This window comes from Streptomyces sp. NPDC034037, from assembly GCF_055575715.1.
On the sequence record NZ_JBVISC010000008.1, the window covers coordinates 255,054 to 280,509 of the forward strand.

The 25,456-nt window shown below is 70.6% G+C and carries 20 protein-coding genes; 2 read left to right on the plus strand and 18 right to left on the minus strand.

Annotation, left to right across the window (positions count from 1 at the left end):
* Window positions 1-181: 181 nt before the first annotated feature.
* Both ACZ516_RS27485 and ACZ516_RS27490 read right to left on the minus strand, forming a co-directional pair.
* Window positions 182-1,192, minus strand: coding sequence for a polyprenyl synthetase family protein (locus ACZ516_RS27485; protein WP_358577273.1), 1,011 nt, complete (start codon window positions 1,190-1,192; stop codon window positions 182-184).
* The gene (locus ACZ516_RS27490) at window positions 1,189-1,446 is read right to left on the minus strand and encodes a hypothetical protein (protein WP_358698209.1); all 258 of its coding nucleotides are present in this window, start codon (window positions 1,444-1,446) and stop codon (window positions 1,189-1,191) included. The genes ACZ516_RS27485 and ACZ516_RS27490 overlap by 4 nt, the downstream gene beginning before the upstream one ends.
* Before the next feature lie 110 nt (window positions 1,447-1,556).
* On the opposite strand from ACZ516_RS27490, the gene ACZ516_RS27495 reads away from it, so the two are divergent.
* Window positions 1,557-3,572 carry a CocE/NonD family hydrolase gene (locus ACZ516_RS27495; RefSeq protein WP_469012044.1) on the plus strand — a complete coding sequence of 672 codons (2,016 nt, stop codon included), beginning with the start codon at window positions 1,557-1,559 and terminating at the stop codon, window positions 3,570-3,572.
* Window positions 3,573-3,612: 40 nt separating this feature from the next.
* On the opposite strand, the gene ACZ516_RS27500 is transcribed toward ACZ516_RS27495, so the two are convergent.
* On the minus strand, window positions 3,613-4,425 hold the full coding sequence (locus ACZ516_RS27500) for an HAD family hydrolase (RefSeq protein ID WP_358577267.1): 813 nt from the start codon (window positions 4,423-4,425) through the stop codon (window positions 3,613-3,615).
* Between the two features lie 366 nt (window positions 4,426-4,791).
* Between ACZ516_RS27500 and fahA the strand changes: the two genes are divergently transcribed.
* Complete coding sequence (gene fahA, locus ACZ516_RS27505) at window positions 4,792-6,105, plus strand: fumarylacetoacetase (RefSeq protein ID WP_469012045.1); 1,314 nt, start codon at window positions 4,792-4,794, stop codon at window positions 6,103-6,105.
* A 173-nt stretch (window positions 6,106-6,278) separates the two neighbouring features.
* On the opposite strand, the gene recQ is transcribed toward fahA, so the two are convergent.
* The 15 genes from recQ to ACZ516_RS27580 form a co-directional block, all read right to left on the minus strand.
* Entirely contained in the window at window positions 6,279-8,315 is a 2,037-nt protein-coding gene (gene recQ / locus ACZ516_RS27510) for a DNA helicase RecQ (RefSeq protein ID WP_469012170.1), read from the minus strand.
* Window positions 8,316-8,528: 213 nt separating this feature from the next.
* Window positions 8,529-10,178, minus strand: a complete 1,650-nt coding sequence (gene nuoN / locus ACZ516_RS27515; protein ID WP_358577260.1) for an NADH-quinone oxidoreductase subunit NuoN — start codon at window positions 10,176-10,178, stop codon at window positions 8,529-8,531.
* Complete coding sequence (locus ACZ516_RS27520) at window positions 10,175-11,746, minus strand: NADH-quinone oxidoreductase subunit M (RefSeq protein ID WP_469012046.1); 1,572 nt, start codon at window positions 11,744-11,746, stop codon at window positions 10,175-10,177. Before ACZ516_RS27520 ends, nuoN begins: the two co-directional genes overlap by 4 nt.
* 5 nt (window positions 11,747-11,751) lie before the next feature.
* Entirely contained in the window at window positions 11,752-13,698 is a 1,947-nt protein-coding gene (nuoL, locus tag ACZ516_RS27525; RefSeq protein WP_358577256.1) for an NADH-quinone oxidoreductase subunit L, read from the minus strand.
* 10 nt (window positions 13,699-13,708) lie between these two features.
* Window positions 13,709-14,008 (minus strand): NADH-quinone oxidoreductase subunit NuoK, encoded by a 300-nt coding sequence (gene nuoK, locus ACZ516_RS27530; RefSeq protein WP_168543269.1) that lies wholly within the window; start codon window positions 14,006-14,008, stop codon window positions 13,709-13,711.
* Window positions 14,005-14,844 carry an NADH-quinone oxidoreductase subunit J gene (locus ACZ516_RS27535; RefSeq protein WP_358697550.1) on the minus strand — a complete coding sequence of 280 codons (840 nt, stop codon included), beginning with the start codon at window positions 14,842-14,844 and terminating at the stop codon, window positions 14,005-14,007. The genes nuoK and ACZ516_RS27535 overlap by 4 nt, the downstream gene beginning before the upstream one ends.
* Window positions 14,841-15,575, minus strand: a complete 735-nt coding sequence (nuoI, locus tag ACZ516_RS27540; protein ID WP_469012048.1) for an NADH-quinone oxidoreductase subunit NuoI — start codon at window positions 15,573-15,575, stop codon at window positions 14,841-14,843. Before nuoI ends, ACZ516_RS27535 begins: the two co-directional genes overlap by 4 nt.
* The gene (gene nuoH / locus ACZ516_RS27545; RefSeq protein ID WP_358577454.1) at window positions 15,568-16,923 is read right to left on the minus strand and encodes an NADH-quinone oxidoreductase subunit NuoH; all 1,356 of its coding nucleotides are present in this window, start codon (window positions 16,921-16,923) and stop codon (window positions 15,568-15,570) included. Before nuoH ends, nuoI begins: the two co-directional genes overlap by 8 nt.
* Before the next feature lie 38 nt (window positions 16,924-16,961).
* Window positions 16,962-19,472: an NADH-quinone oxidoreductase subunit G gene (locus tag ACZ516_RS27550; protein ID WP_469012049.1), complete on the minus strand. Its 2,511-nt coding sequence runs from the start codon at window positions 19,470-19,472 to the stop codon at window positions 16,962-16,964.
* Entirely contained in the window at window positions 19,469-20,830 is a 1,362-nt protein-coding gene (gene nuoF, locus ACZ516_RS27555; RefSeq protein ID WP_361082789.1) for an NADH-quinone oxidoreductase subunit NuoF, read from the minus strand. The genes ACZ516_RS27550 and nuoF overlap by 4 nt, the downstream gene beginning before the upstream one ends.
* Window positions 20,830-21,681, minus strand: a complete 852-nt coding sequence (gene nuoE / locus ACZ516_RS27560; protein ID WP_358911460.1) for an NADH-quinone oxidoreductase subunit NuoE — start codon at window positions 21,679-21,681, stop codon at window positions 20,830-20,832. Before nuoE ends, nuoF begins: the two co-directional genes overlap by 1 nt.
* Window positions 21,678-23,000, minus strand: a complete 1,323-nt coding sequence (locus tag ACZ516_RS27565; RefSeq protein ID WP_361082787.1) for an NADH-quinone oxidoreductase subunit D — start codon at window positions 22,998-23,000, stop codon at window positions 21,678-21,680. Before ACZ516_RS27565 ends, nuoE begins: the two co-directional genes overlap by 4 nt.
* The gene (locus ACZ516_RS27570) at window positions 23,000-23,698 is read right to left on the minus strand and encodes an NADH-quinone oxidoreductase subunit C (RefSeq protein ID WP_361082928.1); all 699 of its coding nucleotides are present in this window, start codon (window positions 23,696-23,698) and stop codon (window positions 23,000-23,002) included. Before ACZ516_RS27570 ends, ACZ516_RS27565 begins: the two co-directional genes overlap by 1 nt.
* 68 nt (window positions 23,699-23,766) lie before the next feature.
* Entirely contained in the window at window positions 23,767-24,321 is a 555-nt protein-coding gene (locus ACZ516_RS27575) for a NuoB/complex I 20 kDa subunit family protein (protein WP_358577241.1), read from the minus strand.
* Between the two features lie 21 nt (window positions 24,322-24,342).
* Window positions 24,343-24,702 (minus strand): NADH-quinone oxidoreductase subunit A, encoded by a 360-nt coding sequence (locus ACZ516_RS27580; protein WP_358577239.1) that lies wholly within the window; start codon window positions 24,700-24,702, stop codon window positions 24,343-24,345.
* Window positions 24,703-25,456 lie beyond the last annotated feature (754 nt).

Genomic DNA, 25,456 nt, shown 5'->3' on the forward strand with positions numbered 1-25,456 from the left:
GCCATTCTCACCCGAATTGGTCAGGAGTGGTGGTTCTTGCCGAGGTCCATCCGACCAAATCGGGCGCGCAGAAGCGTCAGCCCCCGGGCGCAACTCGGCGTACTGCCACGGGATGACACAGAGCGGCGGCGCCTCCCCCGTCCCGTAGGGGGTGACGCCGCCGGCCGTCGGCAGTGGGCCCTCAGCCCGCCCGGTGCACCACGAGGTCGCAGAGCTCGACCAGGGAGATCTTCGCGTCGCACTCCGGCAGCGGCGCCAGCGCGGCCCGCGCCTCTTCCGCGTACCGCACGGTGTCCCGGCGGGCCTGCTCCAGGGCCGGGTGGGCGCGCAGCCCCGCGAGCGCCTCGGCGTGCCGGGCGTCGTCGGTGAGGTCGGAGGCGAGCAGCTCGCTCAGGGCGATGTCCTCGGGCAGGCCGAGCCGCGCCACGCGCTCGCGCAGCCGCAGGACCGGCAGCGTGGGGATGCCCTCGCGCAGGTCCGTGCCCGGCGTCTTGCCGGACTCGTGGGAGTCGGAGGCGATGTCCAGCACGTCGTCGGCGAGCTGGAAGGCCACGCCGAGCCGCTCGCCGTACTGGGTCAGGACGTCCACGACGGTCTCGTCCGCGCCGGACATCATCGCGCCGAACCGGCAGGCGACGGCGACCAGCGAACCGGTCTTGCCGCCGAGCACGTCGAGGTAGTGGTCGACCGGGTCGCGGCCCTCGCTGGGGCCGGCCGTCTCCAGGATCTGTCCGGTGACCAGGCGCTCGAAGGCCTCCGCCTGGATGCGGACGGCCTCCGGGCCGAGGTCGGCGAGGATGTAGGAGGCGCGGGCGAAGAGGAAGTCGCCGGTCAGGACGGCCACGGAGTTGCCCCAGCGCTGATTCGCGCTGGCGACCCCGCGGCGCACGTCCGCCTCGTCCATCACGTCGTCGTGGTAGAGCGTCGCGAGGTGCGTGAGCTCGACGACCACGGCGGAGGGCACGATGCCGGGCGCGTCCGGGTCGCCGAACTGGGAGGCGAGCATCACGAGCAGCGGGCGGAAACGCTTTCCGCCGGCCCGGACGAGGTGCTGGGCGGCCTCCGTGATGAAGGGGACCGCGCTCTTGGTGGCCTCCAGGAGGCCCTCCTCGACAGCCGCCAACCCTGCCTGGACATCGGCTTCGAGAGCCTGGTCCCGCACGCTCAGCCCGAAAGGCCCGACGACGGTCACGAGAGGTTCTCCTGTCTGCTGACGATCACATGGCGAACTCGGTCGATCATTGGATCTCGGTCGATGACACGGTTTGTCGATGTGTCGCTGCCATCACTCAAGTCAGCGTATCCGGTCGCCTTTCGATCACAGCGAGCACCTGCCCGCACAAAGCCGACCGGGCGCCCGCCGATCACCACCGGTATGTTCTTGATCAGCCCATACGGCCGAGAAAGCTGTTCTGTGCCGGTTGTCGCATGGGTGAACGGAAACATCCTGTTCCTCCCGTACTACCGCTGAGTACTACCGCTGAGCACTACCGCTGTACCCCCGCTGAGTACGAGTCGTCGCCGACCCGGCATCTCCGTCCACCGAGGTTCCCCAGATGACGCACCCGAAGATGACGCGCCCGAAGACCCGGACAGCTTTCCCGTACGAGACGACGCACGAGGATCTCCGCGTACCCCTCGCCGACGGGACCAAGCTGTACGCGCGCGTGTGGCGCCCCGTCACCGAGGAGCCCGTGCCGGTGCTCCTCGAATACCTCCCCGAGCGCCTCACCGACGGGACGGCGGCGCGCGACGCGCAGCGCCACCCCTGGTACGCGGGCCACGGCTACGCCTCCGTACGCGTCGACGCCCGCGGCCACGGCAACAGCGAGGGCCTGCCCGTGGACGCGTACGCGGAGCGGGCCGCGGCCGACGGCGTGGAGGTGGTGAACTGGCTGGCCGCGCGGCCCTGGTCGACCGGCCGCATCGGCATGTTCGGCCTCTCCCGGGACGGCGGTGGCTCCCTCCGGATCGCGGCCCTCGCGCCCGAGCCGCTCAAGGCGCTCGTCACGGTCTGCTCGACGGACGACCGCCATGACAACGGCCTCCACTACATGGGTGGTTCCGTCCTCGCGGTGGACACGCACGCGTGGTCCGCGACGACGCTCGCCCGCGCCTGCCGCCCGCCGGACCCGCGCTTCGTGGGCGACGCGTGGCGCGCGATGTGGCTGACGCGCCTGGCGGCCGTCGAGCCCCCCGTGCACACCTGGCTGGACCACCAGACCCGCGACGCCTACTGGCGGCACGGCAGCGTCCGCGAGGACTGCTCCACGATCGGCGCCGCGGTCCTCGCGGTGGGCGGCTGGCACGACCCGTACCGGGACACGGTCCTGCGCCTCGTCGAACAGCTGCCCGACGACCAGGTGCGGGGCCTGATCGGCCCGTGGTCGCACCAGTACCCCGACCAGGGCCTGGCGCCGGGTCCGGCGATCGGCTTCCTCCAGGAGACGCTGCGCTGGTGGGACCACCACCTCAAGGGCGTCGACACCGGCGTCATGGCCGAGCCGAAGCTCCGGTCCTGGATCAGCGACTCGCACCGCCCGGCGGCGGACCTCGCCGAACTGCGCGGCGGCTGGGCCGGCGATCCGGCCTGGCCCTCCCCGAACGTCACCCCCGCCTCCTACGCCCTCCAGGGCACCCCGGTGCTGGTCGCCTCCCCGCAGCACACCGGGGTGGACGCGGGCCGCCACATCCCGTGCGGCGGCTCCGCCGACCTGCCGCCCGACCAGCGGGACGAGGACGCGAGGTCGGCGTGCTTCGAGTTCGAGGTCCCCGCCGAGGTACGCGTCCTCGGGCGGCCCCGGGTGACGCTGCGGCTGCGGATGGACGTGCCCTTCGGCCAGGCCGTCGCCCGCCTGTGCGACATCGCGCCCGACGGCTCGTCCACGCTGGTGACGCGCGGCGCGCTGAACCTCTCGGCCCGGCACGGCCGGGACCGCGCGGACGCCTGGCCGCTCGGCGCCACCGAGGACGTGGCCTTCGAGCTGACCGGCATCGGCCACGCCTTCCGGGCCGGCCACCGCATCCGGCTCGCGGTCTCCTCCGCGTACTGGCCCTGGATCTGGCCGCAGGCCGACACGGCGGGCTTCACGCTGGAGCCGGCCGGCAGCTTCCTGGAGCTCCCGGTGCGCGCAGGCGGCCCGGACCCGACGATCACCTTCGAACCCCCGGAACAGGCGGAGCCGCTCGGCGTGACGCACCCCGCGACACTCGACGAGGAGCGCCCCGAACGCCTGGTCGTACGCGATGTCGCCCGGGGCGAATGGCGCCTGGAGGTCGTCCCGGGCGCCGGCGGCACGCGGGTCCACCCCGACGGCCTGGAGTTCACCGAGGACGCCGTGGAGACGTACACCATCCACGAGAGCGACCCGCTGAGCGCCCGCGCCCGCTCCGACCGGACGATCCGGCTGCACCGCCCCGAACTGGCCTGGGACACCAGGATCGAGACGCACTCGGAGATCACCTGCGACGCCGCGGACTTCCGCACCACGGACGAGGTGATCTGCCGGGACGGCGACGAGGTCGTCTTCCACCGCACCTGGGAGCGGCGGATCCGCCGGACCGCGGGCTGAACCGGGGGACTGCGGGCCGCTCGGTCGGAACGCGGGCCGATCAGGCCGCGGCCGCCATCCGTTCCAGGACGACGGCGATCCCGTCGGCCTCGTTGGTCAGGGTCAACTCGTCGGCGACCGACTTCAGTTCCGCGTGGGCGTTGGCCATGGCCACGCCGTGCGCCGCCCACAGGAACATGGGGATGTCGTTCGGCATGTCCCCGAAGGCGATGGTGTCGGCGGCCGTCAGCCCCAGCCGTCCGGCGGCCAGCGCGAGCCCCGTCGCCTTGGTCACCCCGCACGGCTGGAGCTCCACCGTCCCCGGACCGGACATCGTCACGGTCGCGAGCGAGCCCACCACGCCGCGCGCCACCGCCGCCAACTCGTCGTCCGCCAGCGTCGGATGGCGCAGCAGCACCTTGCTGATCGGCACCTCCCACAGCACGTCCCGCCCGGGCACCCGCACCGCGGGCAGCGTCGGGTGCGGCATCTCGTACCCCGGCTCGATGAGCGTGAGGCCGTCCACACCGTCCTGGTCGACGGCGGCGAAGACCTGCCCGACCTCCGCCTCGATCTTCCCCAGCGCGACCTCGGCCAGCTCGCGGTCGAGCGTCACCGACCAGACCATGCGGTGCGCCCCGGCGTCGTAGAGCTGCGCGCCCTGCCCGCAGACGGCCAGGCCGTCGTACCCGAGTTCGGCGAGGAGCGGCCGCACCCGCGGCGCCGGACGCCCCGTCACCACGAGGTGCCGCGCGCCCCTCTCGTCCGCGGCGGCCAGCGCCCGCCGCGACCGGTCCGAGACCGTGTCGTCGCCGCGCAGCAGCGTCCCGTCCAGGTCGGTGGCGATGAGTGCGTACGCGAGGGGAGCGGCCATGATCCAGAGAATACGGATCCTGAGGCACGCCGGAAGCGCCTTGGCGGGGCCGGTGCGCGAGGGGGACGGCGAGGACCGGCACGGTTCACCAGAAAGCGGAATTCAGCATTCCGATTCTTACCCGGCCGAGTGTCCGGCCGCTCAGCCGTACGAACGCGCCAAGTGCTCCGCCGGCCGCGGCGAGGCGAACCGCGTGCGGCACCCGACGCGCGTCACCACCTCGCCCGCGCCCCGAAGGACGCGAAGCCGGAATCGGACACTCCAGCACGACCTTTCCGGACAGGGCGCACTCTTTGGACACTGCCGCAACCAGGGTCTTCACACGTAACGTGTGGCACACCCCTATGGAAAGCGAGGCAGGTACGCATGTCCGAGCAGACCCCGCTCGACCCGGCCGCCGGTGACTCCACCGGCCTTCCCGGGAGCGACTCCTTCGGCCTCCCCGGGGGCGACCCCTTCGGCCTGCCCGAGGGCGACCCCTTCGGGCCGCACAACCTTCCCTACGGCGTGTTCTCCCTGGCCGGAGAGCGGGACGACCAGCGCAGGGTCGGCGTACGGCTCGGCTCGCACGTCCTGGACGCCGGCGCCGCGGCCGCCGCGCTCGGCTCGCCCTATGTCTCGCTCCTGGCCCGGCCCACGCTGAACCCGCTGCTCGCCGCGGGCCGCACCGCCTGGTCCGACGTGCGCCGCGCCCTGACGGCATGGGTGACCGTGCCGTCCTACCGGGACTCCGTGCGCCCCCTGCTGCACCCCCTCTCCGAGGTGACCCTGCACCTGCCCTTCGAGGTCGCGGACTACGTCGACTTCTACGCGTCCGAGCACCACGCGACGCACCTGGGCAAGATGTTCCGCCCCGACTCGCCGACGCCCCTGACGCCCAACTGGAAGCATCTGCCCATCGGTTACCACGGCCGCTCCGGCACCGTCGTGGTCTCCGGGACGGACGTCGTGCGCCCCTCCGGTCAGCGCAAGGCGCCCGCCGACCCGGCCCCCACCTTCGGCCCCTCGGTCCGCCTCGACATCGAGGCGGAGGTCGGCTTCGTGGTCGGCGCGCCCTCGGAGCACGGAACCCCCGTGCCGCTCGCCGACTTCCGCGAGCACGTCTTCGGCCTCACCCTCCTCAACGACTGGTCGGCGCGGGACATCCAGGCCTGGGAGTACGTCCCCCTCGGGCCGTTCCTCGGCAAGTCCTTCGCCACCTCCGTCTCCGCCTGGATCACGCCCCTCGACGCGCTGGACGCGGCCCGGGTGGCGCCCCCCGAGCGCACGCACCCGCTCCTGCCCTACCTGGACGACTCCGCCGAGTCGGCGGCCGACGAGCCGGGCGGCTACGACCTGCGCATGACGGTCACGCTCAACGGCCAGGTGATCTCCGAACCGCCGTTCTCCACCGTGTACTGGACGGCCGCGCAGCAGCTGGCGCACATGACGGTCAACGGCGCCTCGCTGCGCACCGGCGACCTGTACGGCTCGGGCACGGTCAGCGGCCCCTCCGCCGGCCAGTACGGCTCCCTGATCGAGATCACCTGGAACGGCCGCGACCCCCTCGAACTCCCCGACGGCAAGCGGACGTTCCTGGAGGACGGCGACGAGGTCACCCTGTCGGCGTGGGCCCCGGGCCCGGACGGCACCAAGGTCGGCCTCGGCGAGGTGACGGGCCGGATCGTGGCGGCGCGCTGAGCGGCGGCTGACTGACTGACTGACCGGCTGGCTGGCTGGCCGGCCGGCCGGCTGACCTGAACGCTTGAGCGGCGCGCGGCGCCGTCTGCTCCTCGGGCCCGGTGTCCTGCCGGGCCCGAGGCATGTCCCGCGCCAGTCCCGGGTGCGGCGCGGCCCGCCTTCGGTCGTCCTCGTCAGGACGTCCAGTCCGGCTCCTCCTCGTCCCCCCAGCCCAGCTCGTCCGCACCGGCCCCCGACGGAACGTCGCCGTCGGACGCGGCGGTGCCCGACGCACCCCCGCCGGGCGCCCCGCCGGAGCCCGCCTCGCCGGAGCCAGCCTCGCCGGAGTCCGCCCCGCCGGTGAACTCCGCGACGACCCCGACCACGCCCTCGCCGTACGTCGCCCGCTTCTTCTCGCCCACTCCGCTGATGCCCGCGAGGTCCGCCACGGACGTGGGCCGCAGCGTGGCGATCTCCCGCAGCGTGGCGTCGTGGAAGATCACATACGCGGGGACGCCCTGCTCCTTGGCCTGGGCGCCGCGCCAGGCGCGCAGCGCCTCGAAGACCGGCACCGCCTCCTGGGGCAGCTCGGCGACCGCCGCCGCGCCCTTCGCCTTGCGCTCGCCCTTGGCGGCCCGCGCCGCCGGAAGACGCTTCGGCTCCTTGCGCAGCCGCACCTCACGCTCACGGGCGAGGACGGAGCCGCTCGTCTCGGTGAGCACCAGCGTGCCGTACTCCCCCTCGACCGCGAGCAGGCCCTGCGCCAGCAACTGCCGCACCACTCCGCGCCATTCGGCCTCCGCCAGCTCCTCGCCGATGCCGAAGACGGAGAGCTGGTCGTGGTCGAACTGGATGACCTTCGCGGTCTTCTTGCCGAGCAGGATGTCGATGATCTGGCCCGCGCCGAACTTCTGGCCGCGCTCCCGCTGGAGGCGCACCACCGCGGAGAGCACCTTCTGCGCCGCGACCGTGCCGTCCCAGGTCTCGGGCGGGGTCAGGCACGTGTCGCAGTTCCCGCACGACTGCGCGGCCGGATCCTGGCCGAAGTAGGTGAGGAGCTGGGCCCGCCGGCACTGGGCGGTCTCGCAGAGCGCCAGCATCGCGTCGAGGTGGGAGGCGGCCCGGCGCCGGAACGCCTCGTCGCCCTCGCTGCCCTGGATCATCTTGCGCTGCTGGACGACGTCCTGGAGGCCGTACGCCATCCAGGCCGTCGAGGGCAGACCGTCGCGGCCCGCGCGGCCCGTCTCCTGGTAGTACCCCTCGACCGACTTCGGCAGGTCGAGGTGGGCGACGAAGCGGACGTCCGGCTTGTCGATGCCCATGCCGAAGGCGATGGTGGCGCAGACCACGAGGCCTTCCTCGCGCAGGAAGCGGGACTGGTGCGCCGCGCGCGTGCCGCCGTCGAGACCCGCGTGGTACGGGACCGCCTCGATGCCGTTCCGGCACAGGAACTCGGCGGTCTTCTCGACCGAGTTCCGCGAGAGGCAGTAGACGATGCCCGCGTCGCCCGCGTGCTCCTCCTTCAGGAAGGACAGGAGCTGCTTCTTCGGCTCGGCCTTGGGCACGATGCGGTACTGGATGTTGGGCCGGTCGAAGCTCGCCACGAAGTGCTTGGCGTCCGGCATGCCGAGCCGCTCGGTGATCTCCCGGTGCGTGGCGTGCGTGGCCGTCGCCGTGAGGGCGATGCGCGGCACGTCCGGCCAGCGCTGCCCGAGCACGGAGAGCGCGAGGTAGTCGGGGCGGAAGTCGTGCCCCCACTGGGCGACGCAGTGCGCCTCGTCGATGGCGAAGACCGAGATCTTGCCGCGGGACAGCAGGTCCAGCGTGGCGTCCAGGCGCAGCCGCTCCGGGGCGAGATAGAGCACGTCCAGCTCCCCCGCGAGGAACTCGGCCTCCATCACGCGCCGCTCGTCGAAGTCCTGCGTGCTGTTGATGAACCCGGCCCGCACACCAGCCGCCCGCAGGGCGTCCACCTGGTCCTGCATGAGCGCGATGAGCGGCGAGACCACCACGCCCGTACCCGGCCTGACCAGGGCGGGGATCTGATAGCAGAGGGACTTTCCGCCGCCGGTGGGCATGAGGACGACGGCGTCACCACCGGCCACGACATGGTCGATGATCGCTTCCTGCTCGCCGCGGAAGGCGTCGTAACCGAAGACGCGCTGGAGCATGCGCAGGGCATCGCTCTGCGCCACCGCGCCCGCCGTGCCGGTCACCGTGTCGCTCGCCATACCCGGCGTCGATGCCGACGCCGTCACCTCGCTCATGCCGCTGGTCCCATCCATCGCCCTGTCCCCCGCCGTACGTCCTGCCTCGTCCACTGCCTCGACCACTGCCTCCACGATAGGGCCCCGCGCCGACAGGCCGAAAAGTTATCCACAGGCCGCCGCCCGGCATCCCCAGGTCGGGACGCCGGGCGGCGACATGTGTGCGAACCGGAGCGGCTACCGGACGAAGACCCCCGCCTGGCCCGCGAGGTCCAGGAAGTACTGCGGGGCCACGCCGAGGACCAGCGTCACCGCGACGCCGACCCCGATCGCCGTCATCGTCAGCGGGGAGGGCACGGCGACCGTGGGGCCGTCCGCCTTCGGCTCGCTGAAGAACATGAGCACGATCACACGGATATAGAAGAACGCGGCGATCGCCGACGACAGCACGCCGACCACGACCAGCGCGCCCGCGCCGCCCTCCGCCGCCGCCTTGAACACCGCGAACTTCCCCGTGAAACCGGAGGTCAGCGGAATGCCGGCGAAGGCCAGCAGGAACACCGCGAAGACCGCCGCGACCAGCGGTGACCTGCGTCCGAGCCCCGCCCACTTGGACAGGTGCGTGGCCTCGCCCCCGGCGTCGCGCACCAACGTGACCACGGCGAAGGCGCCGATCGTCACGAAGGAGTAGGCCGCCAGGTAGAACAGGACCGAGGAGACGCCCTCCGGGGTGGTGGCGATGACGCCGGCGAGGATGAAGCCGGCGTGCGCGATGGACGAGTACGCCAGGAGCCGCTTGATGTCGGTCTGGGTGATCGCCACGATCGCGCCGCCCAGCATCGTGATGACCGCGATGCCCATCATGACCGGCCGCCAGTCCCAGCGCAGGCCGGGCAGGACCACGTAGAGCAGCCGCAGGAGCGCGCCGAACGCGGCCACCTTAGTCGCCGCCGCCATGAAGCCGGTGACGGGTGTCGGGGCGCCCTGGTACACGTCGGGGGTCCACATGTGGAACGGCACGGCGCCGACCTTGAAGAGCAGCCCCATCACCACCATCGCGACGCCGATCAGCAGCAGCGCGTCATTGCCCATGGTCTCGGCGAGCGCCGGGTCCAGGGTCTGCACGTTGCCCTCGACGACGTCGGCGACCGTCGCGTACGACACGGAGCCCGCGTACCCGTACAGGAGCGCGATGCCGAAGAGGGTGAACGCGGAGGCGAAGGCGCCGAGCAGGAAGTACTTGACGGCTGCCTCCTGCGACATGAGGCGCTTGCGGCGGGCGAGCGCGCACAGCAAGTACAGCGGCAGGGAGAAGACCTCCAGCGCGATGAAGAGCGTCAGGAGGTCGTTGGCCGCCGGGAAGACCAGCATGCCGCCGATGGCGAACAGTGCCAGCGGGAACACCTCGGTGGTGGTGAACCCGGCCTTGGTGGCGGCCTGTTCGCCCTCACTGCCCGGCACGGCTCCGGCCTGCGCGGCGAAGGAGTCGACGCGGTTGCCGTGCGCCACCGGGTCGAGCCGCCGCTCGGCGAAGGTGAAGACGGCGACGAGCCCGGCGAGCAGGATCGTGCCCTGGAGGAAGAGCGCGGGCCCGTCGACCGCGATCGCGCCCATGGCCGCGATCTGCGCCTTCGTCGTGCCGAAGCCGCGGGCCGCGAGGCCGACCACCGCGGCGAAGGCGGCGGTGAGCGCGACGACGGAGACGAACAGCTGGGCGTGGTAGCGGGCCTTGCGCGGGACGAAGGCTTCGATGAGCACTCCGAGGACGGCCGCGCCGATGACGATCAGCGTCGGCGACAACTGTCCATACTCGATCTTCGGCGCGTCGATCTTGTCGATCGGATCGGCGGCCATTGTCCACAGGCTGTGGACGGCTGATGCGCTCACTTGGCCGCCTCCACCTCGGGCTCGGGGTCCTTCTTCTGGACGTCGGACATGGTGTGCTCGACCGCCGGGTTCACCAGGTCGGTGAGCGGCTTCGGATAGACGCCGAGGCCGATCAGGAGCGCGATCAGCGGGGCGACGACGACCAGTTCACGCACCCGCAGGTCGGGCATGGCCGAGACCGCGGGCTTCACGGGTCCCGTCATCGTCCGCTGGTAGAGGACGAGGGTGTAGAGCGCGGCGAGCACGATGCCGAGGGTCGCGACGACCCCGGCCACCGGGTAGCGCGCGAACGCCCCGACGAGCACCAGGAACTCGCTGACGAACGGCGCGAGCCCCGGCAGCGAGAGCGTGGCCAGACCGCCGACCAGGAAGGTGCCCGCGAGCACCGGGGCGACTTTCTGCACCCCTCCGTAGTCGGCGATCAGGCGCGAGCCGCGGCGCGAGATGAGGAAGCCGGCCACCAGCATCAGCGCGGCGGTCGAGATGCCGTGGTTGACCATGTACAGCGTCGCGCCGGACTGCCCTTGCGAGGTCATCGCGAAGATGCCGAGGACGATGAACCCGAAGTGCGAGATCGACGCGTACGCCACCAGGCGCTTGATGTCGCGCTGGCCGACCGCGAGCAGCGCGCCGTAGATGATGCTGATCAGGGCCAGTACGAGGATGACCGGCGTCGCCCACTTGCTCGCCTCGGGGAAGAGGCCGAGGCAGAACCGCAGCATCGCGAACGTGCCGACCTTGTCGACCACCGCCGTGATCAGTACCGCGACCGGGGCCGTGGCCTCCCCCATCGCGTTCGGCAGCCAGGTGTGCAGCGGCCACAGCGGCGCCTTCACCGCGAAGGCGAAGAAGAAGCCGAGGAAGAGCCACCGTTCGGTGTTGGTCGCCATGTCCAGCGTGCCGTTGGCGCGGGCCTCGGCGATCTCCTGGAGCGAGAAGTTCCCGGCGACCACGTAGAGCCCGATGACGGCGGCCAGCATGATGAGGCCGCCGACGAGGTTGTAGAGCAGGAACTTCACGGCCGCGTAGCTGCGCTGCGCCGAGGCGTTCTCGTCGCTGCCCGCGTGGGCGCGGTCCCCGAAGCCGCCGATGAGGAAGTACATCGGGATGAGCATGGCTTCGAAGAAGATGTAGAAGAGGAAGACGTCGGTGGCCTCGAAGGAGATGATCACCATCGCCTCGACGGCCAGGATCAGGGCGAAGAAGCCCTGCGTCGGCCGCCACCGGGAGGAGGCGGTCTCCAGGGGGTCGGCGTCGTGCCAGCCCGCCAGGACGATGAACGGGATCAGCAGCGCGGTGAGCCCGATGAGCGCGACGCCGATGCCGTCGACCCCCAGTTCGTAGCGCACCCCGAAGTCCGCGATCCAGGCGCGGGACTCGGTGAGTTGATAGCGGTCGCCGTCCGGGTCGAACCGCACCAGGACGACCACGGCCAGCGCCAGCGTGGCGAGTGAGACGAGCAGCGCGAGCCACTTGGCGGCGGTCCGCCGGGCGGCCGGGACGGCCGCCGTGACGATCGCGCCGACCGCGGGCAGGGCCGCCGTCGCTGTCAGCAGGGGAAAGGACATCGGTATCAGACCGCCCTCATCAGCAGGGTCGCGGCGATGAGCACCGCAGCGCCGCCGAACATCGAGACCGCGTAGGAGCGGGCGTAGCCGTTCTGCAGGGTGCGAAGCCGCCCGGAGAGGCCGCCCATGGAGGCCGCCGTGCCGTTGACGACGCCGTCGACCAGGCTGTGGTCGACGTAGACCAGGGACCGCGTGAGGTGCTCGCCGCCCCGCACCAGGACGACGTGGTTGAAGTCGTCCTGGAGGAGGTCGCGGCGGGCGGCCCGGGTGAGCAGCGAGCCGCGCGGGGCGGTGACCGGGACCGGCCGACGCCCGTACTGGACGTAGGCCAGGGCGACGCCGATGACGAGGACCACCATGGTGGCGCCCGTGACCGTGGCGGCGCTCAGCGGCGAGTCGCCGTGGTCGTGGTGGGTGACCGGCTCCAGCCAGTGCAGGAAGCGGTCCCCGATGCTGAAGAAGCCGCCCGCGAACACCGATCCGAAGGCGAGCACGACCATCGGGATCGTCATGGACTTCGGGGACTCGTGGGGATGCGGCTCCTCGTGCGCCCCGCGGTGCTCCGCGGCGGGCTCCACGTCCGGCTGGTCCGGGGAGGCGGTGGGGCGGTCGCGCCAGCGCTCCGCTCCGAAGAAGGTCATGATCATCACGCGTGTCATGTAGTACGCGGTGATGGCCGCGCCCAGGAGGGCCACCGAGCCGAGGATCCAGCCCTCCGTGCCGCCCTTGGCGAACGCCGCCTCGATGATCTTGTCCTTGGAGAAGAAGCCGGACAGGCCGGGGAAGCCGATGATCGCGAGATAGCCGAGCCCGAAGGTGACGAAGGTGACCGGCATGTACTTCCTGAGGCCGCCGTACTTGCGCATGTCGACCTCGTCGTTCATGCCGTGCATGACCGAACCGGCCCCGAGGAAGAGCCCGGCCTTGAAGAAGCCGTGCGTCACCAGGTGCATGATCGCGAAGACGTAGCCGACGGGGCCGAGGCCGGCGGCCAGGATCATGTAGCCGATCTGGGACATCGTCGAACCGGCGAGGGCCTTCTTGATGTCGTCCTTCGCGCAACCGACGATCGCACCGAACAGGAGCGTGACCGCTCCGACGACCGTGACGGCCAGCTGGGCGTCCGGCGCGGCGTTGAAGATCTCCCCGGAGCGGACGATCAGGTAGACACCGGCGGTCACCATGGTCGCGGCGTGGATCAGGGCCGAGACCGGGGTCGGGCCCTCCATCGCGTCGCCCAGCCAGGACTGCAGGGGCACCTGGGCCGACTTGCCGCACGCGGCGAGCAGCAGCATCAGGCCGATGGCGGTGAGCTTGCCCTCGCCGGTCTCACCGGTGGCCTCCAGGACGGGCCCGAAGGCGAACGTCCCGAAGGTGGTGAACATCAGCATGATCGCGATCGACAGGCCCATGTCGCCGACCCGGTTGACCAGGAAGGCCTTCTTCGCGGCGGTGGCCGCGCTGGGCTTGTGCTGCCAGAACCCGATCAGGAGGTACGAGGCGAGGCCGACGCCCTCCCAGCCGACGTACAGGAGCAGGTAGTTGTCGGCAAGGACCAGCAGGAGCATCGCCGCGAGGAAGAGGTTCAGGTAGCCGAAGAAGCGGCGGCGCCGCTCGTCGTGCTCCATGTACCCGATGGAGTAGACGTGGATCAGGGTGCCGACTCCGGAGATCAGCAGGACGAACGTCATCGACAGCTGGTCCAGCTGGAAGGCGACGTCCGCCTGGAAACCCTCGACGGGGATCCAGCTGAACAGGTGCTGCGACAGGGCGCGCTCCTCGGCGCCCTTGCCCAGCATGTCCGTGAAGAGCACGGCGGCGACGGCGAAGGAGGCGGCGGCCAGCAGCGTGCCGAGCCAGTGGCCCACACGGTCCAACGCCCGCCCGCCGCACAGCAGTACGGCCGCTCCGAGCAGCGGCGCCGCGACGAGCAGCGCGATCAGGTTCTCCACTTTCAGCCCCTCACAGCTTCATCAGGCTGGCGTCGTCGACCGAGGCCGAGTGGCGGGAACGGAACAGCGACACGATGATCGCGAGCCCGACGACGACCTCCGCGGCGGCGACGACCATCGTGAAGAACGCGATGATCTGGCCGTCGAGGTTGCCGTGCAGCCGGGAGAAGGCCACGAACGCGAGGTTGCAGGCGTTGAGCATCAGCTCGACGCACATGAACACCACGATCGCGTTGCGCCTGATGAGCACGCCGGTCGCGCCGATCGAGAACAGCAGCGCGGCCAGGTAGAGGTAGTTGACCGGATTCACTTCGACGCCTCCTCGGTCCGCCCGATGTCGGTGCCGCGCGGGTCGGGCCGCTCCAGACGGTCCGCGGAGCGCTGCTCCAGCGCCCGCAGGTCCTCCAGTGCCTGGCTCGACACGTCACGGATCTGGCCGCGCTCGCGCAGCGTCCTGTTGACCGTCAGCTCCGACGGGGTGCCGTCGGGCAGCAGGCCCGCGATGTCCACGGCGTTGTGCCGCGCGTACACCCCGGGGGCGGGCAGCGGCGGCAGGTGCTTGCCCGCGCGCACCCGCTCCTCGGCCCGCTCGCGCTGGGTCTTGGCGCGCTCCGTGCGCTCGCGGTGGGTCAGCACCATCGCGCCGACCGTGGCGGTGATGAGCAGGGCGCCGGTGATCTCGAAGGCGAAGACGTACTTGGTGAAGATGAGCCTCGCGAGGCCCTCCACGTTGCCGCCGGAGTTCGCCTTGCCGAGGCCGTTGAACTCGCTCACCGAGGCGTTCCCGATGCCCGCGAAGAGCAGTACCGCGAAGCCGAGGCCGCAGAGCAGGGCCAGCCAGCGCTGGCCCTTGATGGTCTCCTTCAGGGAGTCGGCGGCGGTGACGCCGACGAGCATGACCACGAAGAGGAAGAGCATCATGATCGCGCCGGTGTAGACGACGATCTGGACGATGCCGAGGAAGTACGCGCCGTTGGCGAGGTAGAACACCGCAAGGATGATCATGGTCCCGGCGAGGCAGAGCGCGCTGTGCACGGCCTTCCTCATCAGGATCGTGCACAGGGCGCCGATGACGGCGACCGTGCCGAGGACCCAGAACTGGAAGGCCTCGCCGGTGGAGGTGGAGTAGGCGGCGAGCTGCGTCATCGGCCTGCCACCTTCCCGGCCGCCCGTCCGCCGGCCGGCTTCCCGGCGACGGGGCCGCCGGCCACCTTCCGCGAGGCCGGTTCGCCGGCCCCGAAGTCGGAGGCCGCCTCCTGGGGCGTCTCGCCCTTGGAGAGCGCCACCTGGGGCACCGTCCCCGGGGCGGCCTCGGTGACCAGGCCTCGGTAGTAGTCCTGCTCGTCCATGCCGGGGAAGATCGAGTGCGGGCTCTCGACCATGCCCTCCTCCAGCCCGGCGAGCAGCTGCTCCTTGGTGTAGATGAGGCTTTCGCGGCTGCTGTCGGCCAGCTCGAACTCGTTCGTCATCGTCAGCGCGCGCGTGGGGCACGCCTCGATGCACAGGCCGCACAGGATGCAGCGGGCGTAGTTGATCTGGTAGACGCGGCCGTACCGCTCGCCCGGGGAGTACCGCTCCTCCTCGGTGTTGTCCGCGCCCTCCACATAGATGGCGTCCGCGGGACAGGCCCAGGCGCAGAGCTCACAGCCGACGCACTTCTCCAGGCCGTCCGGATGGCGGTTCAGCTGGTGCCTGCCGTGGAAGCGGGGAGCGGTGGTCTTCTGCTGCTCCGGGTACTGCTCGGTCAGCCGCTTCTTGAACATGGCCTTGAAGGTCACGCCGAAGCCCGCCACAGGGTTCTGGAACCCCTGCTTCGATTGGTTCGACTCATGGGGTGACTCCGGCGATGCCGGCGATTCGTTGTGCGACTCAGCCATCGGACGCCTCCTTTCCGTCACTTCGGGTGCCGCCACTGGCGTCACCGCGGGTGTCACTGTGAGTATCCGGCCCGCCACTGACAATCAGCTCCCGCTCCTGGCGCGAGCGGCGGCGCGGGACGGGCGGGAGGCTCTGCCCGGGCAGCGGCGGCACGGGGAATCCGCCGGCCATCGGGTCGAAGGCGACCGGTTCCTCCTCGACCGCCGTCGCCTTCTCCCGCTTGTCGCGGAAGATGTCGACGACCACGGAGAGCAGCAGGAGCGCGATGACCCCGCCCCCCACGTACAGCGCGATCGAGGTGAAGTCGTAGTTCTCGTTCCGCAGCGCCCGGACCGTGGCGACGAGCATCAGCCACAGGACCGAGACCGGGATGAGGACCTTCCAGCCGAGCTTCATCAGCTGGTCGTAGCGCACGCGGGGCAGCGTGCCGCGCAGCCAGATGAAGAAGAACAGCAGCAGCTGGACCTTGACGACGAACCAGAGCATCGGCCACCAGCCGTGGTTCGCGCCCTCCCAGAAGGTGCTGATCGGATACGGGGCCCGCCAGCCGCCCAGGAAGAGCGTGACCGAGACCGCCGAGACGGTGACCATGTTGACGTACTCGGCGAGCATGAAGAGCGCGAACTTGATGGAGGAGTACTCGGTGTTGAAGCCGCCCACGAGGTCGCCCTCGGACTCCGGCATGTCGAACGGCGCGCGGTTGGTCTCACCGATCATCGTCACGATGTAGATGAGGAACGACACCGGCAGCAGCAGGACGTACCAGCGGTCGGTCTGCGCCTCCACGATCGCCGAGGTCGACATCGACCCGGAGTAGAGGAAGACGGAGGCGAACGCGGCGCCCATCGCGATCTCGTACGAGATCATCTGCGCGCAGGAGCGCAGGCCGCCCAGGAGCGGATAGGTGGAGCCGGAACTCCACCCCGCGAGCACGATGCCGTAGATGCCGACGGAGGCGACCGCGAGGATGTAGAGCATCGCGATCGGCAGGTCGGTGAGCTGCATGGTGGTGCGCTGACCGAAGATCGAGACCTCGTTGCCGGCGGGGCCGAACGGGATCACGGCGATCGCCATGAAGGCCGGGATCGCCGCGACGACCGGGGCGAGGACGTAGACCACCTTGTCCGCCCGCTTGACGATCACGTCTTCCTTCAGCATCAGCTTGATGCCGTCGGCGAGGGACTGGAGCATGCCCCAGGGGCCGTGCCGGTTGGGGCCGATGCGCAGCTGCATCCACGCGACGACCTTGCGCTCCCACACGATGGAGAACAGGACCGTCACCATCAGGAACGCGAAGCAGAAGACCGCCTTCAGGGCGATCAGCCACCAGGGGTCGCGGCCGAACATGGACAGGTCTTCCGCCGCAAGCGGCACCACGGTGTGCGTCACGACGTCACCTCCGGGGCCTCGGTGGACTCCGGCAGGACCGCCGGGCCGATGCGGACGAGTTCGCCGGGGCGCGCGCCGGTGTCCGAAGCGACGCCTCCGCCCGTCGAGTTCAGCGGCAGCCAGACCACCCGGTCGGGCATCGCGGTGACCTGGAGCGGCAGCGCGGTCGACCCGGCCGGGCCGGTGACCGCGAGGAGGTCGCCGTCCTTCACGCCCGCCTCGGCCGCCGTGGCGGCGGACACGCGCGCGTGGGCGGCGTGCCGGGTGCCGGCCAGCGCCTCGTCGCCGTCCTGGAGGCGGCCCTGGTCGAGCAGCAACCGGTGACCGGCGAGCACGGCCTCTCCGGCGGCGGGCCGCGGCGGCTGGGCCCCCGTCTCGCGGGGCTGATCCGCGTACGGTCCGCCCCAGCCGCCGAGTCGGTCCAGCTCGCGGCGGAGCGTGACCAGGTCGGGCAGCCCGAGGTGGACGTCACCGGCGTCGGCCAGCATGTGCAGCACGCGCGCGTCGGTGGGCGCCAGCCTGCGCGTCATGTGGTCCGGCTTCAGCGCGGCGTCGAACATCCGCGCCCGGCCCTCCCAGTTGAGGAAGGTGCCCGGCTTCTCCGCGACCGCGGCCACCGGCAGGACGACGTCGGCCCGCTGTGTCACCTCGCTGGGCCGCAGCTCCAGCGAGACCAGGAAGCCGACCGCGTCGAGCGCCTCACGCGCGCGTGCCGGGTCGGGCAGGTCGGCCACCTCCACGCCCGCGACGAGCAGCGCGCCGAGTTCGCCGGTCGCGGCGGCCTCGACGATCTGCCCGGTGTCGCGGCCGTAGCGGTGCGGGAGTTCGGCGACGCCCCAGGCGGCCGCGACCTCCTCCCGCGCGCGCGGGTCGGTGGCCGGGCGGCCGCCGGGCAGCAGCGACGGCAGCGCGCCCACCTCGACGGCGGCCCGCTCGCCCGCCCGGCGCGGGATCCACACCAGCTGGGCGCCGGTCGCCAGGGAGGCGCGCACGGCGGCGGTGAGTCCGCCGGGCACGGCCGCGAGCCGCTCACCGACGACGATGACGGCCCCGGGCGTACGCAGCGCCTCGGCGGCCCCGGCTCCGTCGTCCGCGAGTCCCACGCCGGCGGCGAGGGCGTCCAGCCACTCCGTCTCGGTGCCGGGAGCCGCGGGCAGCAGCGTGCCGCCCGCCTTCTCCAGGCCCCGTGTGACGTGCGTGGCGAGGGAGAAGGTGCGCTGGCCGTGCTTGCGCCAGGCCTTGCGCAGCCGCAGGAAGACGCCGGGCGCCTCCTCCTCGGACTCGATTCCGGCGAGCAGGACGGCGGGCGCCTTCTCCAGGGCCGTGTACGTGACGCCGGTCCCGTCCAGGTCCAGGCCCCGTCCGGCGACCCGGGCCGCGAGGAAGTCGGCCTCCTCGCTGCTGTGCACGCGCGCGCGGAAGTCGATGTCGTTCGTGTCGAGCGCCACGCGCGCGTACTTGCTGTACGCGTAGGCGTCCTCCACGGTGAGCCGGCCGCCGGTCAGCACGCCCGCCCGGCCGCGCGCGGCGGCCAGGCCGCGGGCCGCGACCGCCAGGGCCTCGGGCCAGCTCGCGGGCTCCAGCTCACCCGAGGCGTTGCGCACCAGGGGGGCGGTGAGCCGGTCGGGCCGCTGCGCGTAGCGGAAGGCGAAGCGCCCCTTGTCGCACATCCACTCCTCGTTGACCTCGGGGTCCTCCTGCGCGAGGCGGCGCATGACCTTGCCGCGCCGGTGGTCCGTGCGGCTCGCGCAGCCGCCCGCGCAGTGCTCGCACACCGACGGCGACGACACCAGGTCGAAGGGGCGGGAGCGGAAGCGGTACGCCGCCGAGGTCAGGGCGCCGACCGGGCAGATCTGGATGGTGTTCCCGGAGAAGTACGACTCGAAGGGGTCGCCCTCGCCGGTGCCGACCTGCTGGAGGGCGCCGCGCTCGATCAGCTCGATCATCGGGTCGCCGGCGATCTGGTTGCTGAACCGGGTGCAGCGCGCGCACAGCACGCACCGCTCGCGGTCGAGCAGCACCTGGGTGGAGATCGGCACCGGCTTCTCGTACGTCCGCTTCTTGCCCTCGAAGCGGGTGTCGGAGTCGCCGACCTGCATCGCCTGGTTCTGCAGGGGGCATTCGCCGCCCTTGTCGCACACCGGGCAGTCCAGCGGGTGGTTGATGAGCAGCAGCTCCATCACACCGCGCTGGGCCTTCTCGGCGACCGGCGAGGTCAGCTGCGACTTCACGACCATGCCGTCGGTGCAGGTGATGGTGCAGGAAGCCATCGGCTTGCGCTGGCCCTCCACCTCCACGATGCACTGGCGGCAGGCGCCCGCGGGGTCGAGCAGCGGATGGTCGCAGAACCGGGGGATCTCGATGCCGAGGAGTTCGGCGGCGCGGATCACCAGCGTTCCCTTGGGGACGCTGATCTCGATGCCGTCGATGGTCAGCGACACGAGGTCCTCGGGCGGTACGGCCGCCGCGCCGCCCCCGGAGGGAGCGCTGTTCGTGGTCACTGTCATGCGTTCACCTCCGTGTGCTGGTCGGCGCGGTCGCTCCACAGGGTCGACCTGGCCGGGTCGAAGGGGCAGCCCTTGCCGGTGATGTGCTGCTCGTACTCCTCGCGGAAGTACTTCAGCGAGGAGAAGATCGGCGAGGCGGCGCCGTCGCCGAGGGCGCAGAAGGACTTGCCGTTGATGTTGTCGGCGATGTCGTTGAGCTTGTCGAGGTCGGCCAGGACGCCCTTGCCGGCCTCGATGTCGCGGAGCAACTGCACGAGCCAGTACGTCCCTTCGCGGCAGGGCGTGCACTTTCCGCAGGACTCATGGGCGTAGAACTCGGTCCAGCGGGTCACGGCCCGCACCACGCACGTCGTCTCGTCGAAGCACTGGAGCGCCTTGGTGCCGAGCATCGAACCGGCGGCGCCCACGCCCTCGTAGTCGAGGGGGACGTCGAGGTGCTCGTCGGTGAACATCGGCGTCGAGGAGCCGCCGGGCGTCCAGAACTTGAGCCGGTGTCCGGCGCGCATGCCGCCGCTCATGTCGAGCAGCTGGCGCAGTGTGATGCCGAGCGGGGCCTCGTACTGGCCGGGGTTGGTGACGTGGCCGCTGAGCGAGTAGAGCGTGAAGCCCGGGGACTTCTCGCTCCCCATCGACTTGAACCAGTCTTTTCCGCGGTGGAGGATCGCGGGAACCGACGCGATGGACTCGACGTTGTTCACGACAGTGGGGCATGCGTAGAGGCCCGCGACGGCCGGGAAGGGGGGACGCAGTCGCGGTTGACCGCGGCGGCCTTCGAGCGAGTCGAGCAGCGCCGTCTCCTCACCGCAGATGTACGCGCCCGCGCCCGCGTGCACGGTGAGTTCGAGATCGAGTCCGCTGCCCAGGATGTCCTTGCCGAGGTAGCCCGCCGCGTAGGCCTCGCGGACGGCTTCGTGCAGCCTGCGCAGCACGGGGACGACCTCGCCCCGCAGATAGATGAAGGCATGCGACGAACGGATCGCGTAGCACGCGATCACGATCCCCTCGATGAGGGAATGCGGGTTCGCGAAGAGGAGCGGGATGTCCTTGCAGGTCCCCGGCTCCGACTCGTCGGCGTTGACGACCAGATAGTGCGGTTTGCCGTCGCCCTGCGGGATGAACTGCCACTTCATCCCGGTGGGGAAGCCCGCGCCGCCGCGGCCGCGCAGGCCCGCGTCCTTCACGTACGCGATGAGGTCGTCGGGGGCCATGGCGAGTGCCTTGCGCAGGCCCTCGTAGCCGTCGTGGCGCCGGTAGGTCTCCAGCGTCCAGGGCTTGTCCTCGTCCCAGAAGGCCGTGAGGACGGGGGCGAGCAGCTTCTCCGGGCTGGTCTCGTTGTTGATCTCGGCGGCCAAGGTCATCACTCCCCCTCCTCGGCGGTCGGTCCGGCCGGGTTGGCCGGGTCGGATGCCGAGGTCTGCTGCGGTGCGTCGTGCGAGCTGAGGTGCTCGGCGGGGGCCTCGTCCTGCGGGCCCGCGGTGCGCGGGTGGACGACGCGTCGTTGGGGCGCCTCGCCCTTGGCCAGGCGCAGTCCGATCAGTGAGGCGGGGCCCGCGCCGCCGCTCGCCTCGACGGCGCCGGGCCGCTCGTCGGGGAAGCCGGCCAGGATGCGGGCGGTCTCCTTGTACGTGCACAAGGGCGCCCCGCGGGTGGGCCGTACGGTCTTGCCGTCGCGCAGGTCGTCCACGAGCCGCTTGGCGGACTCGGGGGTCTGGTTGTCGAAGAACTCCCAGTTGACCATCACCACGGGGGCGAAGTCGCAGGCGGCGTTGCACTCGATGTGCTCAAGGGTGATCTTGCCGTCCTCGGTCGTCTCGTCATTGCCGACGCCGAGGTGGGCCTTGAGTTCGTCGAAGATGGCGTCGCCGCCCATGACCGCGCAGAGCGTGTTGGTGCAGACGCCGACCTGGTAGTCGCCGGAGGGCTTGCGCCGGTACATGGTGTAGAAGGTCGCGACGGCCGTGACCTCGGCGGTGGTCAGGCCGAGGACGTCGGCGCAGAACCGCATGCCGGTGCGGGTGACGTGCCCCTCCTCGGACTGCACGAGGTGCAGCAGGGGCAGCAGCGCGGACCGCGAGTCGGGGTAGCGGGCGATGATCTCCCGCGCGTCCGCCTCGAGGCGGGCCCGGACGTCGTCCGGGTAGGCGGGGGCGGGGAGTTGGGGCATGCCCAGGCTGACGCCCGCTGCCTTCTCCGAAGGAGTGGTGGTCACCGGTCGACGCCTCCCATCACGGGGTCGATGGACGCGACGGCGACGATGACGTCGGCGACCTGGCCGCCCTCGCACATCGCCGCCATGGCCTGGAGATTGGTGAAGGACGGGTCGCGGAAGTGGACCCGGTAGGGGCGGGTGCCGCCGTCGGAGACGACGTGCACGCCCAGTTCGCCCTTGGGTGACTCGACCGCGGTGTACGCCTGGCCCGCCGGGACCCGGAAACCCTCGGTCACCAGCTTGAAGTGGTGGATCAGGGCCTCCATGGAGGTGCCCATGATCTTCTTGATGTGGTCGAGCGAGTTGCCGAGGCCGTCGGGGCCGAGCGCCAGCTGCGCGGGCCAGGCGATCTTCTTGTCGGCGACCATGACCGGGCCCGGCGCGAGCCGGTCCAGGCACTGCTCGACGATGCGCAGCGACTGCCGCATCTCTTCGAGGCGGATCAGGAAGCGGCCGTAGGAGTCGCAGGTGTCCGCGGTCGGGACGTCGAAGTCGTAGTTCTCGTAGCCGCAGTAGGGCTGGGACTTGCGCAGGTCGTGCGGCAGGCCGGCCGAGCGCAGGACCGGGCCGGTGGCGCCGAGCGCCATGCAGCCGGCGAGGTCGAGATAGCCGACGTCCTGCATGCGGGCCTTGAAGATGGGGTTCCCGGTGGCGAGCTTGTCGTACTCGGGAAGGTTCTTGTTCATCTTCTTCACGAACTCGCGGATCTGGTCCACCGCGCCGGGCGGCAGGTCCTGGGCGAGTCCGCCGGGCCGGATGTACGCGTGGTTCATCCGCAGGCCGGTGATCAGTTCGTAGATGTCGAGAATCAGTTCACGATCCCGGAAGCCGTAGATCATGATCGTCGTCGCGCCCAGTTCCATGCCGCCGGTGGCGATGCAGACCAGGTGCGAGGAGAGGCGGTTCAGCTCCATGAGGAGCACGCGGATGATCGAGGCGCGGTCCGGGATCTGGTCCTCGATGCCGAGGAGTTTCTCGACCCCGAGGCAGTACGCCGTCTCGTTGAAGAACGGCGTCAGGTAGTCCATGCGCGTGACGAACGTCGTGCCCTGCGTCCAGGTGCGGTACTCGAGGTTCTTCTCGATGCCCGTGTGCAGATAGCCGATGCCGCAGCGGGCCTCGGAGACTGTCTCGCCCTCGATCTCCAAAATCAGGCGGAGCACACCGTGCGTGGAGGGGTGCTGGGGCCCCATGTTGACGATGATGCGCTCGTCGTCGGCCTTCGCGGCGGCCTGGACGACCTCGTCCCAGTCGCCGCCGGTGACCGTGTAGACGGTCCCCTCGGTGGTCTCCCGGGCAGATGCGTGGGAAGTGCTCATCAGCTGTACGACCTCCGCTGGTCCGGAGCCGGGATCTGGGCGCCCTTGTACTCGACGGGGATGCCGCCGAGGGGGTAGTCCTTGCGCTGCGGGAAGCCCTGCCAGTCGTCCGGCATCATGATCCGCGTCAGGGCCGGGTGACCGTCGAAGATCAGCCCGAAGAAGTCGTACGCCTCGCGCTCGTGCCAGTCGTTCGTCGGATAGACGGAGACGAGGGAGGGGACGTGCGGATCGGCGTCGGGGGCACCGACCTCCAGCCGGATCAGCCGGTTGTGGGTCAGGGAGCGCAGGTGGTAGACGGCGTGCAGCTCGCGGCCCTTGTCCTCCAGGAAGTGCACTCCGCTGACGCCGGTGCACAGTTCGAAGCGCAGGGCCGGGTCGTCGCGCAGGGTCTGGGCGACGCGCACGAGGTGCTCGCGGGCGATGTGGAAGGTCAGTTCGCCGCGGTCGACGACCGTCTTCTCGATCGCGTTCTCGGGGAGCAGGCCCTGTTCCTCCAGGGCGCCCTCCAGTTCGTCCGCGACCTCGTCGAACCAGCCGCCGTAGGGGCGCGGGGTGGCGCCGGGCAGGGTGATGGTCCGCACCAGGCCGCCGTACCCGGAGGTGTCACCGCCGTTCTCGGCGCCGAACATGCCCTTGCGTACGCGGATGACGTCGCCGGCCGCGTCGCGCGGGGCGGGGAGGCCGCCCCCGTTCAGGTGCTCGCCGGTGGCGTCCGGGGTCTTGTCGTCGCCCTTGCCGTTCGGGCGCTCGTCGTGCGCGTCGCTCACCGCAGCAGCCCCTTCATCTCGATGGTGGGGAGTGCCTTGAGGGCCGCCTCCTCCGCCTCGCGGGCCGCCTCTTGCGCGTTCACGCCGAGCTTGCCGCCCTGGATCTTCTGGTGGAGCTTGAGGATCGCGTCCATCAGCATCTCGGGGCGGGGCGGACAACCGGGCAAATAGATGTCGACGGGGACGACATGGTCCACACCCTGCACAATCGCGTAATTGTTGAACATCCCGCCCGATGAGGCGCAAACCCCCATCGAGATCACCCACTTGGGGTTGGGCATCTGGTCGTAGACCTGCCGCAGGACCGGCGCCATCTTCTGGCTCACCCGGCCCGCCACGATCATCAGATCCGCCTGGCGCGGTGAACCACGGAAGACCTCCATGCCGAAGCGCGCCAGGTCGTACCGCCCCGCGCCGGTCGTCATCATCTCGATGGCGCAGCAGGCGAGGCCGAACGTGGCGGGGAAGACGGACGACTTGCGCACCCAGCCCGCCGCTTGTTCGACGGTGGTCAGCAGAAAACCGCTCGGCAGTTTCTCTTCGAGTCCCATGCTCTTTGGCCCCTCAGACCTTTAGTCCCATTCCAGGCCGCCGCGCCGCCATACGTACGCGTACGCGACGAAGACGGTGAGCACGAAGAGCAGCATCTCCACGAGCCCGAAAATCCCCAGCGCGTCGAAGGTGACGGCCCAGGGGTAGAGGAAGACGATCTCGATGTCGAAGACGATGAAGAGCATCGCCGTCAGGTAGTACTTGATGGGGAATCGCCCACCCCCGGCCGGCGTCGGCGTCGGCTCGATACCGCACTCATAGGCCTCTAGCTTCGCGCGGTTGTACCGCTTTGGACCGATAAGCGCGGCCATGACCACGGAGAAGATCGCAAAGCCTGCCCCGAGGGCTCCCAGCACGAGGATGGGCGCATAGGCGTTCACGCTCCTCGCTCCTCTCAGTCGGCACTGACTGTTGGCGGTTGCGTCGGACCGAGCCCGGGCCCCACGAAGATCGCTCTCATGTGAAGCAGGTCACAAGCCCAACTGCCCCGCATCTTATGCCCGGCGGTCTGTGATCTGCGACACGGGGTGCGACAACGGCTTTGTGATCTCCACCACCTGACGAAGGATCATGAAGTCGGATGAGCGGTGATCTTCGTACGCGAAGCACCTGAGTGATCACCAGAGGTGACATCTCGGCGTGTTACCGCTGGTCGAAGAGGTGTCGCACTATCAAGCCATGGCCGGTTCAGGCAAATTGGCGCTGGGCACGCTCACTTGATAAAGGCGTCGCGTTCACACTTTGGCGGCAGAGATGGGGACGGAAGTGGACACGTGCACCGATTCACGAACGGAGCGCCGGCCGGTCCCGGGGGCGACCCCCGTCGCCGGTCCGTCCGCGCGCCCGCCGACGCGTCGCGCCGGGTTCGAAATCCCCGCACCGGGCAGTCGAAAAGTACGGGAGATCTCAGGGAGGTCTCGGCAAGATCTCAGGGAGATCCCCGAGGGGCTCCCCCTGTGACCTGCGCCACAACAGCCCCACGCCAAATCAAGCGGGCTTGGCCAACGGTCTCAACCGGTGGTAGACCGAGGGCAATTCGGGCGTATCTCAGAAAACCCATGATCACAGGCGTGATCGACCGTGTCCGCATTGCCCGTTACGGCGTCAATAAGAAGCGACACGCCCGGGATTCGA